The sequence below is a fragment of the Virgibacillus salexigens genome, from assembly GCF_000723585.1.
In the GTDB taxonomy this organism is placed as follows: Bacteria; Bacillota; Bacilli; order Bacillales; family Amphibacillaceae; genus Virgibacillus; species Virgibacillus salexigens.
In genome coordinates, this window is the sequence record NZ_CCDP010000002.1 from 984,506 (window position 1) to 1,006,717 (window position 22,212).

At 36.1% G+C, this 22,212-nt stretch carries 24 protein-coding genes, 4 pseudogenes and 1 riboswitch; of the genes and pseudogenes, 6 read left to right on the forward strand and 22 right to left on the reverse strand.

Annotation, left to right across the window (positions count from 1 at the left end):
• Positions 1–28: 28 nt before the first annotated feature.
• From BN990_RS17775 to BN990_RS17810, 8 genes and pseudogenes are all read right to left on the reverse strand, one after another.
• A complete protein-coding gene (locus tag BN990_RS17775; RefSeq protein WP_021292664.1) occupies positions 29–916 on the reverse strand; it encodes a sulfite exporter TauE/SafE family protein in 888 nt (295 codons plus the stop codon).
• Between the two features lie 114 nt (positions 917–1,030).
• A riboswitch (SAM riboswitch) is annotated at positions 1,031–1,137 on the reverse strand.
• 295 nt (positions 1,138–1,432) lie between these two features.
• Positions 1,433–1,585 carry a hypothetical protein gene (locus tag BN990_RS22095; RefSeq protein ID WP_021292665.1) on the reverse strand — a complete coding sequence of 51 codons (153 nt, stop codon included), beginning with the start codon at positions 1,583–1,585 and terminating at the stop codon, positions 1,433–1,435.
• A 499-nt stretch (positions 1,586–2,084) separates the two neighbouring features.
• Entirely contained in the window at positions 2,085–2,540 is a 456-nt protein-coding gene (locus BN990_RS17785; RefSeq protein WP_021292667.1) for a hypothetical protein, read from the reverse strand.
• Between the two features lie 964 nt (positions 2,541–3,504).
• Entirely contained in the window at positions 3,505–3,849 is a 345-nt protein-coding gene (locus BN990_RS17795) for a hypothetical protein (RefSeq protein ID WP_021292669.1), read from the reverse strand.
• Between the two features lie 615 nt (positions 3,850–4,464).
• Positions 4,465–4,618: pseudogene (locus tag BN990_RS23220) on the reverse strand (PadR family transcriptional regulator); the annotation flags it as partial.
• A 35-nt stretch (positions 4,619–4,653) separates the two neighbouring features.
• On the reverse strand, positions 4,654–5,502 hold the full coding sequence (locus tag BN990_RS17800; RefSeq protein WP_038245906.1) for a sialate O-acetylesterase: 849 nt from the start codon (positions 5,500–5,502) through the stop codon (positions 4,654–4,656).
• A gap of 974 nt (positions 5,503–6,476) precedes the next feature.
• Positions 6,477–6,995 (reverse strand): hypothetical protein, encoded by a 519-nt coding sequence (locus BN990_RS17805; protein ID WP_038245908.1) that lies wholly within the window; start codon positions 6,993–6,995, stop codon positions 6,477–6,479.
• A gap of 702 nt (positions 6,996–7,697) precedes the next feature.
• Positions 7,698–8,291, reverse strand: a pseudogene (locus BN990_RS17810) (YczE/YyaS/YitT family protein).
• A gap of 117 nt (positions 8,292–8,408) precedes the next feature.
• Here BN990_RS17810 and BN990_RS17815 point away from each other — a divergent pair.
• The 5 genes from BN990_RS17815 to BN990_RS17835 all read left to right on the forward strand — a co-directional run bounded on the left by BN990_RS17815 (position 8,409) and on the right by BN990_RS17835 (position 12,329).
• Positions 8,409–8,861: a MarR family winged helix-turn-helix transcriptional regulator gene (locus BN990_RS17815; RefSeq protein ID WP_038245910.1), complete on the forward strand. Its 453-nt coding sequence runs from the start codon at positions 8,409–8,411 to the stop codon at positions 8,859–8,861.
• Between the two features lie 25 nt (positions 8,862–8,886).
• Positions 8,887–9,402, forward strand: a complete 516-nt coding sequence (locus BN990_RS17820; protein WP_038245913.1) for a GNAT family N-acetyltransferase — start codon at positions 8,887–8,889, stop codon at positions 9,400–9,402.
• Between the two features lie 25 nt (positions 9,403–9,427).
• Positions 9,428–10,039, forward strand: coding sequence for an FMN-binding negative transcriptional regulator (locus BN990_RS17825; protein WP_038245916.1), 612 nt, complete (start codon positions 9,428–9,430; stop codon positions 10,037–10,039).
• A gap of 142 nt (positions 10,040–10,181) precedes the next feature.
• Entirely contained in the window at positions 10,182–11,006 is an 825-nt protein-coding gene (locus tag BN990_RS17830; protein WP_038245918.1) for a dihydrodipicolinate synthase family protein, read from the forward strand.
• Positions 11,007–11,354: 348 nt separating this feature from the next.
• The gene (locus BN990_RS17835) at positions 11,355–12,329 is read left to right on the forward strand and encodes an alpha/beta hydrolase (RefSeq protein ID WP_021292677.1); all 975 of its coding nucleotides are present in this window, start codon (positions 11,355–11,357) and stop codon (positions 12,327–12,329) included.
• Between the two features lie 196 nt (positions 12,330–12,525).
• Here BN990_RS17835 and BN990_RS22100 read toward each other — a convergent pair.
• Positions 12,526–13,722 (reverse strand): annotated as a pseudogene (locus tag BN990_RS22100) (IS110 family RNA-guided transposase).
• A 388-nt stretch (positions 13,723–14,110) separates the two neighbouring features.
• Here BN990_RS22100 and BN990_RS23225 point away from each other — a divergent pair.
• A pseudogene (locus tag BN990_RS23225) lies at positions 14,111–14,410 on the forward strand (tyrosine-type recombinase/integrase); the annotation flags it as partial.
• Between the two features lie 88 nt (positions 14,411–14,498).
• Here BN990_RS23225 and rpsI read toward each other — a convergent pair.
• The 13 genes from rpsI to BN990_RS17915 all read right to left on the reverse strand — a co-directional run bounded on the left by rpsI (position 14,499) and on the right by BN990_RS17915 (position 22,055).
• On the reverse strand, positions 14,499–14,897 hold the full coding sequence (gene rpsI, locus BN990_RS17855; protein WP_269778090.1) for a 30S ribosomal protein S9: 399 nt from the start codon (positions 14,895–14,897) through the stop codon (positions 14,499–14,501).
• Positions 14,898–14,910: 13 nt separating this feature from the next.
• Positions 14,911–15,348: a 50S ribosomal protein L13 gene (gene rplM / locus BN990_RS17860; RefSeq protein ID WP_038245924.1), complete on the reverse strand. Its 438-nt coding sequence runs from the start codon at positions 15,346–15,348 to the stop codon at positions 14,911–14,913.
• Positions 15,349–15,527: 179 nt separating this feature from the next.
• Positions 15,528–16,280, reverse strand: a complete 753-nt coding sequence (gene truA / locus BN990_RS17865; RefSeq protein WP_038245926.1) for a tRNA pseudouridine(38-40) synthase TruA — start codon at positions 16,278–16,280, stop codon at positions 15,528–15,530.
• 20 nt (positions 16,281–16,300) lie between these two features.
• Positions 16,301–17,098, reverse strand: a complete 798-nt coding sequence (locus tag BN990_RS17870; RefSeq protein WP_038245927.1) for an energy-coupling factor transporter transmembrane component T family protein — start codon at positions 17,096–17,098, stop codon at positions 16,301–16,303.
• Positions 17,091–17,963, reverse strand: a complete 873-nt coding sequence (locus BN990_RS17875; RefSeq protein ID WP_021292684.1) for an energy-coupling factor ABC transporter ATP-binding protein — start codon at positions 17,961–17,963, stop codon at positions 17,091–17,093. Before BN990_RS17875 ends, BN990_RS17870 begins: the two co-directional genes overlap by 8 nt.
• Positions 17,939–18,778 carry an energy-coupling factor ABC transporter ATP-binding protein gene (locus BN990_RS17880; protein WP_021292685.1) on the reverse strand — a complete coding sequence of 280 codons (840 nt, stop codon included), beginning with the start codon at positions 18,776–18,778 and terminating at the stop codon, positions 17,939–17,941. The genes BN990_RS17875 and BN990_RS17880 overlap by 25 nt, the downstream gene beginning before the upstream one ends.
• Positions 18,779–18,958: 180 nt before the next feature.
• The gene (rplQ, locus tag BN990_RS17885; RefSeq protein ID WP_021292686.1) at positions 18,959–19,312 is read right to left on the reverse strand and encodes a 50S ribosomal protein L17; all 354 of its coding nucleotides are present in this window, start codon (positions 19,310–19,312) and stop codon (positions 18,959–18,961) included.
• Between the two features lie 110 nt (positions 19,313–19,422).
• Complete coding sequence (locus BN990_RS17890; protein ID WP_021292687.1) at positions 19,423–20,367, reverse strand: DNA-directed RNA polymerase subunit alpha; 945 nt, start codon at positions 20,365–20,367, stop codon at positions 19,423–19,425.
• Positions 20,368–20,576: 209 nt separating this feature from the next.
• Complete coding sequence (gene rpsK, locus BN990_RS17895) at positions 20,577–20,966, reverse strand: 30S ribosomal protein S11 (RefSeq protein WP_021292688.1); 390 nt, start codon at positions 20,964–20,966, stop codon at positions 20,577–20,579.
• A gap of 24 nt (positions 20,967–20,990) precedes the next feature.
• Positions 20,991–21,356 (reverse strand): 30S ribosomal protein S13, encoded by a 366-nt coding sequence (gene rpsM / locus BN990_RS17900; protein WP_021292689.1) that lies wholly within the window; start codon positions 21,354–21,356, stop codon positions 20,991–20,993.
• Between the two features lie 23 nt (positions 21,357–21,379).
• Positions 21,380–21,493 (reverse strand): 50S ribosomal protein L36, encoded by a 114-nt coding sequence (gene rpmJ, locus BN990_RS17905; RefSeq protein ID WP_010095733.1) that lies wholly within the window; start codon positions 21,491–21,493, stop codon positions 21,380–21,382.
• Positions 21,494–21,523: 30 nt separating this feature from the next.
• Positions 21,524–21,742 carry a translation initiation factor IF-1 gene (infA, locus tag BN990_RS17910; RefSeq protein WP_010095735.1) on the reverse strand — a complete coding sequence of 73 codons (219 nt, stop codon included), beginning with the start codon at positions 21,740–21,742 and terminating at the stop codon, positions 21,524–21,526.
• On the reverse strand, positions 21,720–22,055 hold the full coding sequence (locus BN990_RS17915; protein ID WP_021292690.1) for a KOW domain-containing RNA-binding protein: 336 nt from the start codon (positions 22,053–22,055) through the stop codon (positions 21,720–21,722). Before BN990_RS17915 ends, infA begins: the two co-directional genes overlap by 23 nt.
• Positions 22,056–22,212 lie beyond the last annotated feature (157 nt).

The window sequence follows — 22,212 nt, forward strand, 5'->3', positions numbered from 1 at the left end:
AAAACCTACTCGGTGGGTATCTTGGTTGCTATCCCGCATTTTGGAATTGATTGGCTGATTTGCTATTTCTTCGAACCACCGTAACAATCGAAATAATCCAACCGATAATCATTATTGCATAAATAATTGTAGTTATATTAGAAGCAACAGCTATCTCTGTTAATATCGTATTGGCATTTGTTAGAATAATAAAACCTCCTACTAATACGCCAAGGATAAAGGATGGGATTTTCCGAACAAGCCAAGCAGCAAGTGGTGCTGCAAATACGCCACCAATGACAAACGCTAACACCCAAATCCAATTAATCTGCTCCCATCCTAAAAACATTACAAAGCCTAACGTAGCAGAAATAGTAATACCAAATTCGCTTGTATCCACCGTACCAATTACCTTACGAGGCACTGCTCCTTTTCGGGAAAGGAGCACAGGGGTATTTATTGGCCCCCAGCCACCACCACCTACGGAATCAAAAAAACCCGCAATCATAGCAAGAGGATATAAAAAACGATGCTTCAATTGCCGATGCTTCCCATTCGATCCCGTATCTGTCTTTATTATTAAAAAACGGAAGAGGATATATATCCCTAAGAGAAGCAAGAAGCCAGAAATATAAGGCTTAATCAAATCTCCAGGTATACTACTTAAAAAAGCTGCCCCACAAAACGCACTTATCATTCCAGGAATCATCAAGCGAAATACAATTCCTTTATCGACATTGCCAAATTTATAATGGGAAATCCCCGATGCCGCTGTAGTAGCAATCTCCGCCATATGAATGGAAGCTGATGCGATTGCAGGGGCTACTCCATATGCTAGTAGTAAAGACGAGGATGTTAAACCGAATGCCATTCCTAACGATCCATCAATTAATTGGGCAAAAAAACCAACGAGTGAGAATATGATTAATTTTCTCAAGCTGCAACACACTCCTTTTAATTAAAGTATTCCGATCAATATAGTATGGTTTATAATTAAAAAAATTTTAAGCCCTTATCCTTCAAAGGACAAGGGCTTAGGTATGATCATTTACCCTCATCTTTCAGACAATTTGTCTGCTGGACTTAGCACCTTCATCTCTAACATGAGGTTGCTGCGGGATCAAAAGACCAGATTCCTCCCCCGACTCTTTATAAGGAAATAATTGTATATCATTTTAATTTAATAATCACTTTATAGGAGCTTCCCAGCTTTGTCAATAGCTTTTGCAGAATTTTTAAATAGGTTCGCATACATTGCTTACATCAGTGATAGCTATGAAGAAAGCTAGTTGACGTAAGGTATCGATATTAAAATCCCTCTTAAATCGCAACATGCATTATATAGAAACATCCCCTTCTATTCCCCTTCTTTCTTCAATAAAATGACCATTATATCGAAGAGATAATATAACACCTCTAAAAGCAACAAGTAGGCCGTAAAATAAAATTCCGATTACACTCGACCCGTCCCAACTCCCGGCTCACGAATTTCCCCCTTACAGGAAGCTAATCTGTCACTATAAAATTCCACATCATCAAATGAAAGACCAATGTATTTATCTATATCGCATACCCCTGAAGAAAGATTACTATAATAACTCAACATATTCATAGCCCCTTTATGCTGGTCGATGGACCAAGTTCTTATTCAGGATAAGTACCCGTTTGATGAATACTCCATTCATAAACTTACATCTTTAAGTTAGGGAGCAAATTAAAGGTGATAGGTATCAAAAAAGTTGTGAGTGATACTACTAAGCAAGTTATATTTATTATTCTGTGTTTCAGATCCTTTGCCTTGTAGATTTCTGTTGCAGAAAGTATTGTTCCAATTAACGAAAGAGTAGTAACTACTGATACAATTACCAGTAAGATAAAGGCTATACCTTTGGCAGGAATCATATTCCATAAAACTACAAACGATGTGATGCCAATCAATATTAATAAAGCAATCAACACTGAATATCTACTTGGGGTTCTCATTAATAACACCCTTTCTCCTTTGATAATCTTGATACACTTTATAATAAATGGCATTAGCCTTTCTTATGAATAATTGATTGATAGAATTATATGTAGGTAACTGTAAAATATCAAAGTGTTTATTATAAATTATTCATTCTGACGATTTCTCCTATATTAAATCCTAACCAACCCCCGATTAACGGGAAAGTATCAGAAGGAAAATCTAATTTTACTGAGTCAAAGTTGATCATAAACAAAAGCACCGTAAAAATAACGCTAATCATACTGATGATGACAGCCTCTGTCATTGTTTTTCGCTTCCAGCGCCTCTCTCCCCTGTGATCCCTGTCAAAAGCCTGGACAAGCCTGTTTGTCTTTGTACCAATCATCTTTCCTGTCTTAAGGGTATATAATGTATGCGCTGCCATAATCCAAAAAAACACGCAACAAAGAATTAAAAAAGCTAAAAACGTTCCACCTGTCTTTACATAATAAGCAAACAGAAGGAATAAAAACAGCATCCCAAAATTGTATTGGATTAACTGCTTCTTTTTTAAACGCTTAACTTCTTGTATATCCCATTCTGTTTCATCCATCTTATCCTCCCTTTCTATACTGACCCTGATTATCTCCAAGTCTCATAACGGCAATCGTGGATGCGACTATAAGACCGTTCATCCATCTGTTAAATTCAGAAGGGTAGCCACCCTCTTTTAATCAGTCATAAGAAAAGCATCTTCTAAATCCATGGAAAGCGCCGTTGACTCTAATAGGTGATGCATCTGTATTCCTGTTTTGTGCCTGTTTGTTGAATAAAGCAATTAGCTAAATTCATGATGTAGTTTGTTTCTTCTTGAAAATTATTATTTCAGTTAGAATAGCAATAAATGACATTATTCCTATACCTATAACAGCATATTTCAAAGCCGTTCCACTGTTATTCGTAATAAGATTATTTATCGTTATGATTCCCACTAATATAGCCAATCCAAACTGTTTCAGAAATTTATTATTTGTGTGGTTCTTTAAAGTCTTAGTAATGACTAAAAATAGGGATATAGCTGACAATGTTAGTAATACAATCATCTTTCTTCACCTCTTTCATTCCTAAGTGTTTTTAAATGATCCGATCGAATTTAATCCCTATTATTCTTTTTTTCGCTCAAGAAATTCCAGACACACTATACAGTCCAAAAACAAGATTACTAATAAACCCATTAAGAGTAAACGGGTAGTATTTTATACTTATCAGCAATAAGAAGAAGCGTTAACAAAACAGCAGTTATAAATATGGGTAAAAGAATCCAATAACGCTTATTTTCAAAGATTTAAAACTAAAAATACTTTTCAAGATTTCAATACCAGACATGTGATATCTTCCAATAATTTACCACTGAGATTTAAATGAAGCATCATTTTCAGGCTTGCATCTATATTATATGTTAGAATGTTTCACTTCTCAGAATCGCATCAAATGCTTATTCAACTATCTGGTCCTTAAGACAAAATTATTAGATTTTAAAATATAAATTAAATATTTTAATTAATTCTCAGTATGTATTAATTATTACTCTTAGAAAAATCGACCTCAATCTCTAAGTGCTCTCCTAGAGGCTCACCACTACCATCCACAGGTGAATCTATAATTAATGTTGCCTTTTTAATATCTTGAGCAGTAGATTCTTTCAACCTAAATGTAAATTGACGAAGGTAACTTCCATTATTATACTCTTGAGTATTTTTAAGTATAGACATATTAACAACACTGCTCAAAAATTGGAATGGTTGTTGAATTACTTCACCAGTATCCGTTGAAAGATGAATATTTTCTTCATTATTAAATGTACTATCATCGTCTACTTCTTTATTTAATTCAAATCTCACTTGAAAATTTATTATTTCCATCGACTTATAAGTGTCCTTATTGCCTGACCTAAAATCTTTTGTTATACTTCCTTTCACTGTTTCTGCGAATTCAACCGTTATTGTAATTGGCCCTGTTTCATATGTACCAATATCATTTATACTTTTGTACCTGTAAAATTCCCCTCCGCGTCCGGATTCTAGGCCAAATTGATGTTCTTGTATCAGAATAGGATTGCTCTTTTCCTGAGATTGACTTATATTCTCCTCTTATTGCTACACCCACTAACAGCAATTAGAACTATAAATAATAAAATATGTGCATACTTCATGTTTACCTCTCTCTTAACCTATGATATATGAAAAAAATTAACACAAACCTAAATAACTGTCCTATATCTCTCATTTATATAGATGTATCTTGTTTATGCTTTCTAAAAGCCTTTAATCCTTTTATCAAACTACTCATGTATAAGATCATAAGAATAGCAGCAACTACAAAGAACCTAACATCATTGGCTAATATAGAAAACACGAATAAAGTAAAAGAAGAAAAGCATCATATATATTCTCATCTTAATATGTAAATCATTCAATAAAATTAAAGATGTTTCATTTTAATGAACTAAATCTGCATTCTTTTCTTTAAAAATGCGGCAATCTTTTTTCTTCTAACTGTTGAATATTATAATAAAGAAAACCTTTGGTATAATTGACTACAAATGATTTCGCTCATCATAATTGCCAAAAGTTCCTATCCATATAAACCTGGGTTTTCTTTTAACAAACCTAATATTAACAGTTGAATCAATTGATCCCTCCTCATCAAATGAGATTGATTTTGCTTTACTTACTTTCATTAATAGTGGAGACATTAATAGAGAACTCCTCAAAACTCAATTTTCCTAAGGCAAACTTCATACTTTGAACAAATATACGTTCATTTTTAGTTCGTTCACGTTTTGCTTCCTTTTCAATCCATCCATGCTCTATGTCTAAAATATCCAAAACATGCTTTTGTTTTGAAAAAGCTTCATAGTATCTCAACCCAAATTTTCTTTGGGAGATTGCATCAATATGAATACCATCTGGATTTGCTGTTAAGCCTTTTGATGTTACAAAATAGCAATTTTTTTCGGTATGAGCAACTTTAGATAATATCTGGTTTATTTGTTTATATTCTACAGCACTTTTTCCAAATCCGACCTCTCCAAGGTAATGTCCCAACTCACCGATAATAATCGGGATATTTGGTGCATTCAATTCTTCTCTCAAGTGTTTAAATAAAGAAAGCAATTTAGCTTCATACGTCTGATAACGTTCTCCGTAACTATCGCTTTCTCCTTGATGCCAAAGTATTCCCACTATTTCACTTGTTTCCATAGCGAATCTTGCTTCAGAAATTGCATGTCTTGTTAAAAGTCCATCAATTGACCACTCATCAATAGAGCTGCCTCCCTCGGCACATGTTATTAGCCCAATGGACTCGCCCGAATGATCTTCTGTCCAAGCCTGAGCAAAAGAGGCTGCAGGCCCAATACCAGATATGTGACGATCAAAATGAAGCGGTTCTGCCATCATTTGCCACCTACCGTTTCGCAACATATTTATGTCCTCATTATAAATCGGCGGTACATCCTCAATAAACCCTCTGCCTGCCATATTTGATTGTCCGATTAATAATATAGATTTCATAGAAAAACCTTCTTTCTTTGTATGCAATGGTCTAATTAGAATAAACGGGTTAAGCATATAGCTCAATTAGTCTTTTTGTCAAGTCAATTTTGTCATTATTCAATTATCTGGCCCTTTTGCAGAATAACTATATATTCCTTCTTTCACCATAAGGTAACTCTTTAGACTATCTATAGATTGTAAAGCCTCGTATCTTATTTTAATCATCGTGACGCTACTTCAACGACACATTCACAATAGATATGTATGTTAGGCTTTGAACGGGGTCAAGCTCGATCAAAGAAGTGTAGGTTTGAAATACTGCATATTATTTACCAAAAGAAGATAATACGATGCAAAGAATGAATGACTTTTTCAAGATCCTTTATTCGGAAAAGAAAGAAATACGAAAGAGAATCGTTATTTCCATTGTTGTGAAAACAACGATTAACTTCAACTAATCGATCCTCTCGTTTAATTTACGGGAAAATGAAAACTCGGTACAATAAATCCCAAATACCATTTGACAGGGCGACGCAGGTTCGCCTGTACCGGTTTTTTTGCTAACGAAATACCGCACCAATTCCGGAAAGGTGTCTATCATGTTTGACGTACGTATCAATGTCTAAATTTAGTCATGAAAAACCCTCTTTGTTCGATAAGAACAAAGAGGGCAAATTCTTGGTATATAAGGGTGATTAACGTTTTTATAGTCAAAATGTAGTCAAATGACAACAACAAACCCAACATAGGCAAACACTTAGATTAGCTATTTTTTACTAATCATGTTAAAAACAAAATTATTAGAGTGTTTTCAAGTAAGAAAGCCTTATTATTAAAAGGCTTTCTTTACTTTTTAGGTTAGATTTAAAATCATAACTACTAATATTAAATAAATCTCAGTATGTATTAATTATTACTTTTAGAAAAATCTACCTCAATCTCTAAGTCTTCTCCTAAAGGTTCACCACTACTATCGACAGGTGAATCTATAATTAATGTTGCTTTTTAAATTTTTGAATATTAGTTTCTTTTATTGCGAAGGTTATTTGTCGAGTATTATTGTAATTTCTAATTATAGGAATATCAATTGCACTACTCCTTAATTCTAGTGGGTGTTCAGACATTTCCTCACTATCCAATAATAGATGCATATATTCTTGATTAAAGGTGATATCCTCTATCTCCTGAGTTAATTCGAATCGTGCCTGAAAATTTATCATTTTTTCACCTTCAGGATTAACATCCTCATAATCGTACTTTTCATTATATTTTCCACTTACTATTTCTGCCGACTCTAAAGTTATGCTTACTGGACCTGTTTCATATTTACCGATATTATTTACTTTACTATGCCTATAAAAAGTTCCTTTATCCTCTAGGTTGAACTTATGATTCTTTATAAGAGTTGAATTACTCTGTTCGCCACTCTTTGATTCGTCCGAGTCCTCATTACTACAACCAATAAGTATTATTGACATTAAAAAAATAACAAGAAAAGATGGTAGCTTCATTTTAAACTCTCCCTTATGTACCATGAATCACAAAAATCTATCACAATTTCACTGTTAATTCAACGTGTATCATTAAATCTAAAACAAAAATAAGACTTATACATATTACCCACAAAATGAAAAAGGACGTTTCCGTAAAAGTAAAAACTTTATATGAAAACGCCATTTTAAGATTATTACGCTGAAAAAATAATATTAGCTTTTTGTTAGTTTTTAGTGCGAATAAGCAATATCCAAATCTAAAAACATTGTAAGGCTAAGGTTGCTGGGCGGTGATTTACATCATGCCGCCCATACTTGACCTCGTTTTTTTAAGTTTCTCTCGCATTCGTTTTTATTTATCATAATGCATATTTTATAAAACATAATCCACATTAAATTCTTCTTATTTTGCTATTTTATTTTTCTTCGTTAGTTTTATGTTAGTTTCTAAAAACTAACATAAAGTTAAAAAACCACCATCTTTTTATATTCATTAATTATTATGAAAAGTTTTATTCGTGAGGTGCGGAAATTAATATATACGGAAGGAATGATCAAATGGAATTAAAATGTGATAGGTGCGGGAAAAATCTGAGTTTAAATTATTCGCTTATTCAACTAACGGGCCATTATCTGGAAGACTTGATTTCGAGATAACCCAGAAAAAGCACTCTATATTGAATGCATTCTTTCTCTCAAAGCTTTTTGGTGTACGAGGATTTAAGAGGCTTGCTCCAGTAACTTTTTAGTACATGACATAAAGTAGTTCAGTATTAGACCACTTAAGCAGACGATTAATAAAGTGCCAACACCAATTGGTCCTTTAAAAATCATGGCCATCATTAAAAATATTAGGTAAATTAATGATCTCGAAGAAAATATATTGGTTCTGGTTAATTCTTGTATGATTAACGTTAACCGGTCAACCGGAATCGGTGCAAAATTTGTGTTCAGATAGATGGCAGTACCTAATCCTATAACAACTAAGCCGATTCCAAAGTAAACAGCTTTGCTGTACCATAGTTCAGGTGTGTGAAAAGTATCTAATAAAAAGAGCCACATATCGATACTAACCCCCGTTATAAATGCTGTTAACAATCCCCAAACTTCTGGTTTTTGTTTTTTTAAAAGTGAATTACACCCTATTAATATCAAAGCAATGATTATTTCCCAAGTACCGACCGTAAAACCCAGATGGATAGACAGTCCTACCAAAAGGGCGTCAAAAGGGGAAGTCCCAAGGTCAGATTATATCGTGAAAGAAATGCCGATGGTTAAAATCAAGATTCCTACTACATAAAAGAAAAACTTCACACTAATCTACCTCTTCACTAATATTTTTTTATTGCAAGTGCAACAAAAATAAGTTAGGGTAAGTATATAACGTTAAATGATGCATTTGCAACAAAAATATTGCGTGAGGGGTTAAATATGAAGGAAATACTACGTGAAATTGGAATCATAGCGAGGGCGTTAGATTCAATAAGTAATATAGAATTCAAAGAATATGACCTCACGAGAGGGCAGTATTTATATCTTGTGAGAATCTGTGAAAGTCCGGGAATCATTCAAGAGAAGGTAGCTGAGATGATAAAAGTAGATCGTACCACAGCAGCTCGTTCTATTAAGAAACTTGAAATGAATGGCTTTATTGTGAAGAAAGAAGACGAACATAACAAAAAAATAAAAAAACTCTTACCAACAGAGAAAGGTAAAAAGGTTTTTCCTATTATAAAAAGAGAAAATGATCATTCCAATACCATTGCTTTAGAGCGTTTGTCCGAAGAAGAAATAGAAAATCTTTTTGATCTTCTTCAAAGAGTAAGAAGAAATATAGAAAAAGACTGGGAATTCGTAAAAAAAGGAAACAAGAGAAGTTACTGATTGTAGAGAGGAGCGAAAGGTTTTTATGAATATAAATATGACAAGATGTACATTGGGAGATTCACGAAAACTTCAAGAAATTGGTTATGAAACATTTAAGGAGACGTTTGAGGATCAGAATTCTCCAGAAAATATGAAAGCATACTTGGAAGAGGCTTTTAACATAAACCAAGTAGAAAATGAGTTATCCAATCCTTCATCCCATTTCTTTTTTGTTTCTTTTAATGGTGAGGTCGCTGGATATTTAAAGGTTAATACTGAGGATGCCCAGACTGAAGAAATGGATGATGACGCCCTTGAGATTGAGCGGATTTATATTATTAATAAATTTCAAAAGCTTGGCCTTGGTAAATACCTGTTCAATAAAGCTATGGATATTGCTATGGAACAGAATAAAAAGAAGATATGGCTGGGCGTGTGGGAAAAAAATAAAAATGCCATTTCTTTTTACAAGAGATTGGGTTTTACTCAAACGGGAGCGCACTCTTTTTATATGGGGGATGAAGAACAAACGGACTTAATAATGGTTAAAAAGCTCTAATAATTATGTGGAGAGGTGAATGAGGATGTATATCCCAAAGCATTTTAGAGTCACAGACTTTGTTGAAATCAAAGACTTTATTCAGAGGAACTCTTTCGGCACGATCGTAACGACAGAAGAAGGAAAACCTATAGCGACTCACTTACCTTTGGAGTTGCATAAACAAGGGGATGACTACTATCTTACTGGGCATTTTGCTTATGCGAATTCACAGTGGAAAACTTTCGGGGATGATCCTGTTCTTGTTATGTATCAAGGGCCCCATGCTTATATTTCATCCTCGTGGTACAAGTCTGAAAATGTCCCCACATGGAATTATCAAGCTGTCCATGTATATGGAACGGCTAGTCTGATGAGTGAACAAGAATTGCTGGAAGACTTAAAGTCTCTATTGCAAAAGTATGAACAACACCGTGAAAATGCAGCGTTATGGGAGAACTTCTCTCCAAAAACCAAAAACCAAACTAAAGGTATTGTTGGATTTAAAGTAAAAGTGCAAGAAGTTCAAGCAGCCTTTAAATTGAGTCAAAATCGAAATGAAGAGGACTATATCAATATTATTGATAAACTAAATAAAGAAAAAGATTCAAACTCTCGACAATTTGCCGAAGTGATGAAAGCTAGGAAAACGAAGTGATCAATTCTATCTTAGAGTTTAGATGTTTATATCGTGAATTCGATCTTTAAACAATTGCGGGAAAGCAGCCCAGTGGATATCGATTATTGTGCTAACAGGCAGTTTAGTACAAGTATATAAAAAAGAAAAGAGGGATAATAAAATGCTAACCGAAAAAGTTCATATTGCTGTACCAACAGCTTTTTTTGAAGATGAGTCTATAAATGTTCAAGGAACAATAAGCCATATAAAAGGCCTGTATAAACAAGGAGTAAAATCTGTTCTTGTCTCTGGAACTACTGGAGAACAGCATAGTCTAAACCTCCAAGAGAAAATTGAAATAATAAATGGATTAGAACTGGAAGAAGAACTCATTAGTAATATGGAAATTATATTTGGTGTAGCTTCAATTAGACAGAAAGAAGCAGAGGAATTAGCTGAAAAGATTTGTCATTCAAAAATATCAGGTATCATGCTTGGGTATCCCCCTTATGTTATACCGACTCAACAAGAAGCATTAGTTTATACAGAGAGGATTATCCACCTTAGTAATAAACCTACAATTTTATATAACAATCCAAAAAGAACTGGATTTGATTTATCGGAAAAAAGTATTATTCAATTAAGTAAGAATAACTTAGTGGTTGGAATAAAAGATGCTGGCAATAAAGAAAAAGTTGAACGAATAAAAAAAGGTATGCATAACGTTTTGTACTTTTATGCTGGTGGAGAAATGGATTTAGAAGAAAAAGTATTACATGGATATGATCGTCTTTCTTCCATTGCTGGGAATGTTTTACCGACGGAAATTAGTCAATGGTTCAAAAAAATGCTTATGAAGCAAATAGTAAGTAAACAAGAAAGCGAAAAAATAGAAAATATTATGGAACAAGTCTATCAAGGAAACGCTATTGTGAATCTGAAAAAGCACATTAATCATAAGGGGATTCCAATGGGGGGTTGCAGAAGTCCAATAGGAAACATTTAATTATACAGTATATTTCAGACCGATTGCTAAAATGTTTACCTCTACTAGTAATACGGATATTTTACATTATTGATCTATTCCAATATCTCGAAATCAAGTGGGGGCTTTAGTCGAAGAACATACGCAAATTATCTTGGATTCAAGTCTTCGGTAATCGGGCGCAATTCTGGAGTAAGAATCTGCGATCTATTTATGAATCAGGCCATATAATGGAGTAAGTCTTCTTAAGCTAAACAGAGCAGGATTGTGGCGAAATAAAGTAGAATTAACTATAAGATTTTGTTTTGAAGCAAAATCTTATAGTGTTTAATAGGTTTTTTCTAAATAATGCAAAGGGGGGATTAATGTATGGATAGATTTACACCAATGATCGAAGGAAAACAGAGTGTCAATTCTTTAGAAAAAGTAATGCTTGATCAAGTTGAGCAATGGGTCTTGCTTCGTGGTGAAAATATTAATAATCCAGTCATTCTTTTTCTTCATGGTGGACCCGGGAACGCCCAAATTGGATGGGCACCTGAATATCAAACTTCATTAGAAAAAGACTTTATTGTAGTCAATTGGGATCAGAGAGGGGCGGGTTTATCATATAATGATTCCTTATCAGAGGAATCAATGAATATAGAGAACTTTGTACATGATGCGCATGAATTGACTAGATACCTTATCTACCGGTTTAAAAAGGATAAAATATTTGTGGTTGGGCATTCGTGGGGCAGCATTATTGGAATGTTGTTGGCACAAAAATACCCCGATTTAATCTATGCATATGTTGGAGTGGGTCAAAGTGTACATTTGCAACGAGGGGAATTATTAAGCTATAACTTTACAGTAGACTTTGCAAAGCGAAATGAGTTACAGAAAGCAACCAGTGAACTAAAAGCTATCGGTCATCCTCCATATAAGACGCTTAATGATTTATTTATTCAAAGGAAATGGCTTACTGAATTTGGGGGAGTTGTCTATAAAGATACAGATTTTTTTAAACGAACGGTACATATCATCCAAAAGAGATCAGAATATAAAGAGACCGACATCGATAAATTAAATGAAGGTAATACTTTCTCTATGCGAGTCATGTGGGATGAAGTAATGACAGTGAATTTACTTGATCAAATTAAGGATGTAAACTGTCCGGTTTATTTTTTGTTGGGCGAATTTGATTTCAATACGCCAAATTTGCTTGTTCAAGAATTTTATAGTAGTTTAACCGCACCTATTAAAGAGACGATCTTTTTTTCAGGAGTTGCACATAATTTGCCATTTGAAGAGCCTGGACTTTTTCATAAAACCATGTATGATATATCACTCAACTATACATAGAAAGAAGACTTTATTTATGACAGTTTTTGAATCAAAAATGTAATGGAACGTTCTTCAGTAATACCAGCTAATATAAGTCAATACTTTTTAAGTAATCATACTAGATTAAAGATGGTATAATAAAAATGTGCATCACAAAAAAGCTTCAATATTTATAATTGAATTTTTTGTAAGTTGTGTAATTATTTGTATGGGTTTATGCGGTATATTTTTGCTTATGCTTTAATATGGCATAAATCCAATGCAATAGCTTGTTGGCGCAAGCTATGATGGCTACTTTGTGAGGCTTGCCCTCACTTCTTTTTTTGTCATAATACTCTCGAATTTTCACATTCCGGTTATTGGTTAGTCCACACTGAACAGCTGAATAGATGGTCTGACGTAGCTTCGTAGATCCTCTTTTGGTTATCCAGTTTATCGTAGCTGTAAACTTACCTGATTGGTATACCCTTGGATCAAGTCCTGCATAGGCTACTAGTTTCTTAGGGTGACTAAATTGTGTGACATCCCCTATTTCTGAAATCAGAGTGGCTGCAATTTTAGTACCTACTCCGGGGATGGATGTAAGAATCTCATACACCTCAAATTGTTTCGCTAACGTCTCAATCTCCTGCTCAAGTACGTTCAGAAACTCTCGTTGTTGAAGAATCATTTGAATATACATTTTTAGTGTAACCAAGTGGCTTTGATACAGCGTTTTCTTAAAGGGGTTTCGTTCTGCTGCTTCTTTTAACTTCAAGGCCTTTTCATAAAACCAATCATACGACCTCTTTCCTCCTAGTCCATGCATCTCCTTAGCTAATTCATCCGTTGGAACCTTTAATACTTCATGAGAAGTAGGAAAGAGGAGTAACGTTTTTAAGGAAAGAGGTGCGTATAAATTACTATAAACTCCTTTATATTCAGGGAATACTTAATCCAATATCGTTTGGAACTGAAGTTTCAGTTGTACATAGTTACGTGTTAAAGAATCGTGTTGTCTACATAAATTTCTCAAATTCATCGTTTGAACACATTTTCGATGATAGGCTACTAAGTCCTCTTTGTAATACATTTCACACAGGTGTTTCGCATCGGCTGGGTCTGACTTTACTTTTCGAAGACTACTTTTTTTCGTTTCGTAAGAAACTACAGGATTCACTAAGTAGTAAGTAATCTTTCTTTCCTCAAGGTACTGTAAAATAGGTTCATGATAGTGTCCTGTCGACTCAAACACAACAACCGGTTTAGATTCAGCTTGGAACTCCACTTCTTTGTAAAATATAAAAAAATCACTCATACCATTGGTATCATGCTTAAACTTAAAGGTCTTCCCGAAAGGCTGCTTTCTTGCCAGGAAAGCTTGAACTTGGCTTTCTCCTTTTGCAACATCCAGGCCAATCACTGGATCCATAATTTATCACATCTCCTTTTAGTAGATTTGTCGGTAGCCCCTGTCTATCTTGTAGTGTCATAGCTTCGCTTGTTATGCGGGGTCAGTGCCCCAATCAGCCTCAAACATGTTTCTACAAGTAGGGGGTGGACAGTATTACGGACGGGATCAAGTCCCACGGGCGCTTACGTCCTACCCCGACTACCTAAAGAATAACCTATAAAACATTAGGTCAACCAGAAAAATATCATATTTCCGGTTGACCTTATAATACGATCGGGCCCTTTTCTGGAATAAAGATTAGCGCTCATTCTTTCATATAAGCCTTATCTATTTTGGCAATCGCAGATTTTAACGAATTTATTGCAAACGGAGTAATACTAAGAAAGCGTTCTAATTTACAAGGATTATTACGATGGAAATAGAATACGTCTTAACTAGACCAGATATGCGTCCTCTTAGATTAGCCCAACCAAATGATATACTCAAATCTTTTATTAAAAGACATGAGCTTCATCCGATTACAATTCATGGGTTAAGACACACACATGCTTCACTTCTTTTTGAAGCTGGAGCTTCTATAAAAGAAGTACAAGCAAGATTAGGCCATTAGGATATTCAAACAACGATGAATGTTTACACGCACGTTACTAATTTTGTTTCTCAAAAAACAGCAAATACGTTTCAAAAATTTATGGAATCTGAATAACTATAGTCAAAATATAGTCACGAACGCCAAATTGACCATAAAAAAGACTCCCAACCGAATTGGTTGAGAGCCTTGAAACGTTGGTATCTTAACGTTTTGAGAACTGAGGTGCACGACGTGCTTTTTTAAGACCGTATTTCTTACGTTCTTTCATACGAGCATCACGAGTTAGGTAACCTTCTGTTTTAAGAGAAGAACGGTACTCTGGATCTGCTTCAAGTAGTGCGCGTGCAATTCCATGACGGATAGCGCCAGCTTGACCAGTGAATCCTCCACCATGAACGTTTACCATTACGTCATACGTTCCTTGAGTTTCTGTAGCTGCAAGTGGTTGATTAAGAATTAAGATTTGTGTTTCGTATGGGAAATAATCAGATGCATTACGTCCGTTAATAGTAACATTACCTGAGCCTGGTACTAAACGTACGCGTGCAGTTGATTTTTTACGACGACCTGTACCATAGTATTGTACTTGTGCCAAATTAATTACCTCCTTTTAGTTACCCGCGAAGCTCATAAACTTCCGGTTTTTGTGCTTGATGATTGTGTTCAGAACCTCTAAATACATGAAGTTTTTTAGCCATTTTACGACCTAGAGGGCCATTAGGAAGCATTCCTTTTACAGCTAGCTCTAGCATTTGCTCTGGATATTTCGTACGCATTTCATATGCTGTACGTTCTTTTAATCCACCAGCATAGCTTGTATGACGGTAGTATTTTTTGTCCGTAATTTTTTTACCACTTAATTCGATTTTATCTGCATTAATGATGATCACATGGTCACCTGTGTCTGCATGTGGTGTATAAGTTGGCTTGTGCTTTCCACGAAGGATCGCAGCAACTTCACTCGCTAAGCGACCTAAACGCTGACCTTCTGCATCAACAACTAGCCATTTGCGTTCAATGTTATTTTCATTTGCCATGAAAGTTGTGCGCATGAGTGTTTCCCTCCATATTTAAAAAATCATTTTTCCATATTCATTCGTCTATTTCAACATAATTAGTTTCCGGGGCTAATCATGGTTTAGAAATAAAATGCCATAGATCATAATACACCAATAACTAGATTTTTGTCAAGCTCTGATGCATATGAGTTGCAATTTCTTTGTAAACCCCCTTAGTCAACTTCCCCATACCTGACATTCCACAAATAGAGCCCTTCTGGGGGCACTGTCTCCCCAACAAGCCTTCTATCCTTCTTAGCTAGTAAATCATGAATTTCGGACGGCTGACGCCTTCCCTGGCCTATATCTAATAAGACACCAACAATGATTCGTACCATATTATATAAAAAACCACTTCCTCGAAATATAAATTCGATCTCAGAGCCCTGTTTTCCACAAGATACAGCGTATAACGTCCGTTGTTTTGTTCCTTTTGCTGATGCCTTTGCAGAAGAGAAAGTGGTAAAATCATGCGTTCCTTCAAGATAGCCGCATGCCTTCTGGATCGCTTCTATATTCAAGGAATAGGGAAAGAAATATGCATAGTTACGCTTAAATACGTCAGGTTCCTTCTCGTTCCATACATAGTAACGATATTCTTTTTCAACTACATCGTAACGAGCATGAAATGTATCTGAAGCAAAAGCCACCTGCTTTACATATAAATCGTTTGGCAGTAACGTATTTAACGCCTGCTTCCAGTTGTATAAAGGAATATCATAGGGAGAATCAAAATGAATGGTTTGTCCTTTTGCATGCACCCCTGAATCGGTTCGTCCTGAAGCTTGGATTCGTACAGGCTTTCCTTTATGCATTTTTGTTAATGCCTGCTCAAGTAGCCCCTGTACGGTTCGCTTTTTAGGTTGTATCTGGAACCCCGAAAATTGTGATCCATCGTACTTAATAATGCATTTCACTCTAACCATATTGCTCTAGCCTTTCTCTCTTAATTTCGTATAAACAATAGACCGATAACCACACCAATAAATAAGCAATAGACAAAAATATCGCGCTTGCCGATTTTTAATTCACGCAGCTTTGTTCTACCTTGTCCACCTTGATAACCTCTTGCCTCCATCGCCATTGCTAGTTCTTCGGCACGTTTAAACGCGCTAACGAAAAGAGGCACTAATAATGGTACCACTGCTTGTACCCTTTCTTTGATTGGTCCAGTTCGAAAATCAACCCCTCTAGATGCTTGTGCCTTTGAAATTTTCTCTGTTTCTTGTAATAAGGTCGGGATAAACCGTAGGGAGATTGACATCATTAAGGCTAGTTCATGGACAGGGAACCTTACCTTTTTTAATGGATGGAGCAATTCTTCGATTGCATCTGTTATCTCGATAGGGGTAGTCGTTAACGTTAATAATGAAGTTACTAGAATTAACAAGAAAAAACGCATCGAGATTGCAAACCCCTGAAGAATACCACCGGAATAAACAGTGAATGTAAAGATGTTAAAGACTGGCGTTCCCTCTTTTGTTACAACCATATGGAGAATAAAAGTAAAAATAATTAAGAACCATACTGGCATTAACCCTTTTAGAATAAATCGAATAGGTACCCGCGATGTGAACAAACTGGCCAAGGCAAAAACGGTTAATATAGCATAACTCCAAAAGTTATTCGCAAAGAACACAATAAACACAAAGAAAAAGATTATCGTTATTTTTGTACGCGGGTCTAGCCGATGAATGAGAGAATTTCCAGGAACATACTGACCAATTACGAGCGCATTATTCATGGCCGCTGCCTCCCGTCATTACCTTCTCAATAGCTTTAGCTATGTCTTTCACGGATTGCCGTCTATATGGAATAGACATTCCAAACTTCTTCTCAAATAGATCAAGAAACCGAACAACCTCAGGAACATCTAATTGCACTTGCTGCAATGCTTCTTTTTGAACAAAAACTGCTTCAGGCTTTCCTTCCATATATTTAGTACCTTTATTAAGAATAATCACATGGTCAGCATAGGTTGCCGCATCTTCCATGCTATGAGTAACAAGAATCGTGGTTAGCTTTTGCTCTTGATGTGCAGCATAAAACATCTCCATCATTTCCTTTTGACCACGTGGGTCTAATCCAGCAGTCGGTTCATCTAATACGAGGACATCTGGTTTGGTAGCTAACACACCTGCAATGGCAACTCGGCGCATTTGCCCTCCGCTTAAGTCAAACGGAGAACGGTCCAAGAAATCCTCTGTTAGACCAACAGATGGAAGTACTTCTTTCACGCGCCTTTGTATTTCTCTATCCCCAACACCAAAATTTTTGGGACCGAATCGGATATCCTTTTCTACCGTTTCCTCAAAAAGTTGGTGCTCCGGATATTGAAATACAACACCAACTTTACTTCTTAATTCCTTCATATTCTTTGGTTTATGTTCTGCATTCAGGTGAAAATCTCCAATCCACACATCCCCTTCTGTTGGACGAACTAACCCATTTAAATGTTGAATAAGCGTAGATTTACCAGAACCTGTGTGTCCGACAACAGCTACAAATGAACCAGAAGGAATATGCAAATCTAACTTATCTAATGCACGATGAGCGAATGGTGAATGTTGCTGATATACAAAGCTTACGTTCTTGAATGTAATGTCCATAAGTCCTCCAAAAGTTCTTCGTGATTTAATGGTTCTTGTGTAAGAGAAATACCAGCCAGCTTTAATTCTTCTGCTAAACTGGAAATAAATGGCGTATCCAATCCTATTTCTTTAAGCCCATCTTTTTTAGAAAATACCTCTCTTGGTAATCCTTCGTCCCATAGTTGTCCATCATTCATCACAATAACACGATCAGCTTGGACGATTTCGTGTAAATCATGGGTAATCGTCAATAACGTAATATCTTTGCTATGCTGCACATCTTTGATTGTTTGCATAATACGCTGTCTACCTTTTGGATCAAGCATAGCTGTGGCTTCATCTAAGATAATTACTTGGGGAGATACTGCTAGGACACTCGCAATTGCCACACGCTGTTTTTGGCCTCCCGATAAACGATGAGGCTCTGTTTGTCGATATGCTGGCATGCCAACAGCAGCCAATACTTCCTCCAGGCGAGTTAACATCTCTGTCCTTGTAAAACCTCTATTTTCCATACCGAACGCAACATCATCTTGTACGGTGGTACCGACAAATTGATTATCTGGATTTTGAAATACCATACCTACATCTTTACGCACTTCCCAGATCGTATCTGGTGTAACTGGCTTCTGATCTATGAATATTTCTCCTCTTTGAGGAAATAATAAACCGTTCATTAACTTAGCAATCGTGGATTTACCCGAACCATTATGTCCAATAATTGCTACCCACTCATTTTCATAGATTTCAAATGAGCAATCTTTTAGTACCCAAGGCTGTTCTTCTCCATATCGAAATGACACATTTCTAAACTCGATTAATTTGCTTCTCATCTGTTTCTCCTCCTCGTCTCTACCTTGGGATCTTATGTAACCGAGGCCATAAGTAAAAGAAGCGGAGTTATTCCTTTTACTTATGGCAACGTCTCTAAACAGTCGCTTCCCACTACAAAAAAAGGGCTTGGATGCACCTCGTAGAAGAGATTCAGTCCTGCCCTTGTCGTTGTGGTTACATTAAACTAGTTCAATAATTGCCATGTTTGCTCCATCACCTTGACGAGCACCCAATTTAAGAACACGAGTGTATCCACCTTGACGGTCTTCGTAACGTGGAGCCACATCATCGAAAAGCTTTTGAATTACACTTTCGTTTTCGTTAGCTTCCTGGTTATATAAAAATGATGAAGCTTGGCGACGTGCATGAAGATCTCCACGTTTTCCCAAGGTAATCATTTTTTCAACGACGGATTTTAGCTCCTTTGCTTTTGCTTCTGTTGTTTCGATCCGCTCATGAATAATTAAATCAGAAGCAAGGTTACGAAGCAAAGCCATACGATGATCGGTTGTACGACCTAATTTTCTAGCCATGGACTATCCCTCCCTTTCTTGATGACTATGATTAAATCTAAAGTTAAACGAACAACCTGCTTGAATAATAGTGATTTCAGCATATTGCCCTAATCTAGGTGTCTATATGATCAGTCATCATCTCGTAAGCCTAGACCTAAATCATTTAACTTAACTTTTACCTCTTCTAGTGATTTACGACCAAGATTACGAACTTTCATCATATCTTCTTCAGATTTATTTGCAAGCTCTTGAACTGTATTAATACCAGCACGCTTTAAGCAGTTATAAGATCTAACAGATAAATCAAGTTCTTCGATGGTCATTTCCATCACTTTTTCTTTTTGATCTTCTTCTTTCTCGACCATAATCTCTGCGTTTTGTGCTTCATCTGTTAAACCTACAAAAATATTAAGATGCTCCGTAAAGACTTTCGCGCCTAAAGAAACGGCTTCTTCAGGACGAATGCTTCCGTCTGTCCATACATCCATTGTTAATTTATCAAAATTAGCTACTTGCCCTACTCGTGTATTCTCTACTTGATAGGTAACACGTGACACTGGAGTAAAAATAGAATCAATTGGAATCATTCCAATTGGTTGGTCATCTCTTTTATTAGCATCAGCTGGACGATAGCCACGTCCACGTTCTGCTGTAATCTTCATATGCAAGTTACCTTTGCTGTTTAATGTAGCAATAGGCAAATCAGGATTTAAGACTTCTACATCACTATCATAGGTTAAGTCTGCAGCCGTAACTTTTCCTTCTCCCTGCACATCAATCTCTAATGTTTTCTCTTCGTCAGAGTAAATTTTTAGAGCTAGCTTCTTCAGGTTCAAAATAATCGTTGTCACATCTTCAACAACACCTTCGATTGTTGAAAATTCATGTAGCGCTCCATCAATTTGAACTGATGTAACAGCAGCACCTGGAAGTGAGGATAGTAGGATACGACGCAAGGAGTTTCCTAGAGTGGTACCATATCCACGTTCGAGCGGTTCGACTACGAATTTTCCAAATGTAGCATCATCGCTGATTTCTACCGTTTCAATTTTTGGTTTTTCAATTTCGATCATTCAATAAAACCCTCCTTTAAAACGTCGAAACCCCGGTTAGACCACTGTCTAACCGAAATTCCTCAAATAGGCAGTTGGCGTTTCTGCACTACCTGCAGTTCTTTCGTACGTTCTTGTCTCTCGGATGCTGTTCGCTAAGGATACACTCCTTTGCATTTTTAGCTATCATAACCCATTATAGACAGGGTGACAAATTATATACGGTATAATTATACACGACGACGTTTTGGTGGGCGACAACCATTATGAGGAACTGGAGTTACGTCAACAATTGCTGTAACTTCCAATCCTGCTGCTTGAAGTGAACGAATAGCCGCTTCACGACCAGCTCCAGGTCCTTTAACCGTTACTTCAAGTGTTTTCATACCATTATCAATTGCAGACTTAGCAGCAGTTTCAGCTGCCATTTGTGCAGCAAAAGGCGTAGATTTACGAGAGCCTTTGAAGCCAAGTGCACCAGCTGAACTCCATCCAATAGAGTTACCTTGTTTATCCGTGATCGTAACAATCGTGTTATTGAATGTAGAACGGATATGTGCTATACCTGACTCAATATTCTTTTTCACACGACGTTTACGTGTGTTTGTTTTACGTGCCATAGGTTATATATACCTCCTTTTTCGTTATTTCTTCTTGTTAGCGATCGTACGACGTGGTCCTTTACGTGTACGTGAGTTGTTTTTCGTTTTTTGTCCACGAAGAGGAAGACCACGGCGATGACGAACCCCACGATAAGAGCCAATTTCGATTAGTCGTTTAATATTAAGGGATACTTCACGACGAAGGTCACCTTCGATTGTATATTCATCCGTTGCTTTACGGATTTTACCTAATTCATCCTCAGTAAGGTCGCGTACGCGTGTATCCTCAGAAACGCCTGCTTCTTTAAGGATTTGCTGTGCAGTAGTTTTACCAACTCCATAAATGTATGTTAGTGAAATTACCACACGTTTATCACGTGGAACATCAATACCTGCAATACGTGCCATATCGTTTAAACACCTCCTGTTTATTATCCTTGTTTTTGCTTATGCTTTGGATTTTCGCAAATGACCATTACTTTGCCTTTACGTTTAATTACTTTACATTTTTCACAAATGGGTTTTACAGATGCTCTTACTTTCATCATCTTTACCTCCTTTAAATGGAGCAGAGCTTATTTATAACGGTACGTAATTCGTCCTCTTGTTAAATCATACGGAGAAAGTTCAACCGTTACTTTATCGCCAGGAAGAATGCGAATGAAATGCATGCGAATCTTACCAGACACATGGGCCAATACGGTATGGCCATTTTCTAGCTCAACATTGAACATCGCATTCGGCAACGTTTCTGTTACGGTTCCTTCCACTTCAATTACATCGTCTTTCGCCATCGTGTTGATCTCCCTTCTTCAAATCAGTCACAACTTCATTGACAAATTTTGCTATGGCAAATCGCAATTTACCATTTGTGACACGACCAGTTTCTAGAAGGCTGTTTTGGACTTCCGGAGAAACGTAATCCATTAATTCAATATGATGCATATTCTTTTTCTTTGGTCGATCATATTTACGTTTTTCCCCATCTGCAAGCAGGACATACTTATCATCGATAAATTTAATTACCACTGCGTATTGACCCGCTTCTCGTCCTTGCATAATACGAACAACTTGACCTATTAGCGGAATCGAATCATCTTCGTTCAACAACGATCACCTTCACTTAGGCTATAGTTTATATGGCTACCTTTTAGATGATGTCCCAAGAGGGTGAAGCAAGCGTTAGACACACTACTTTAACCTCTATTAGAACAACTATTTATAGGAAAAAGGTTTACTACTTTTTATCCTGTGTCACTTATAT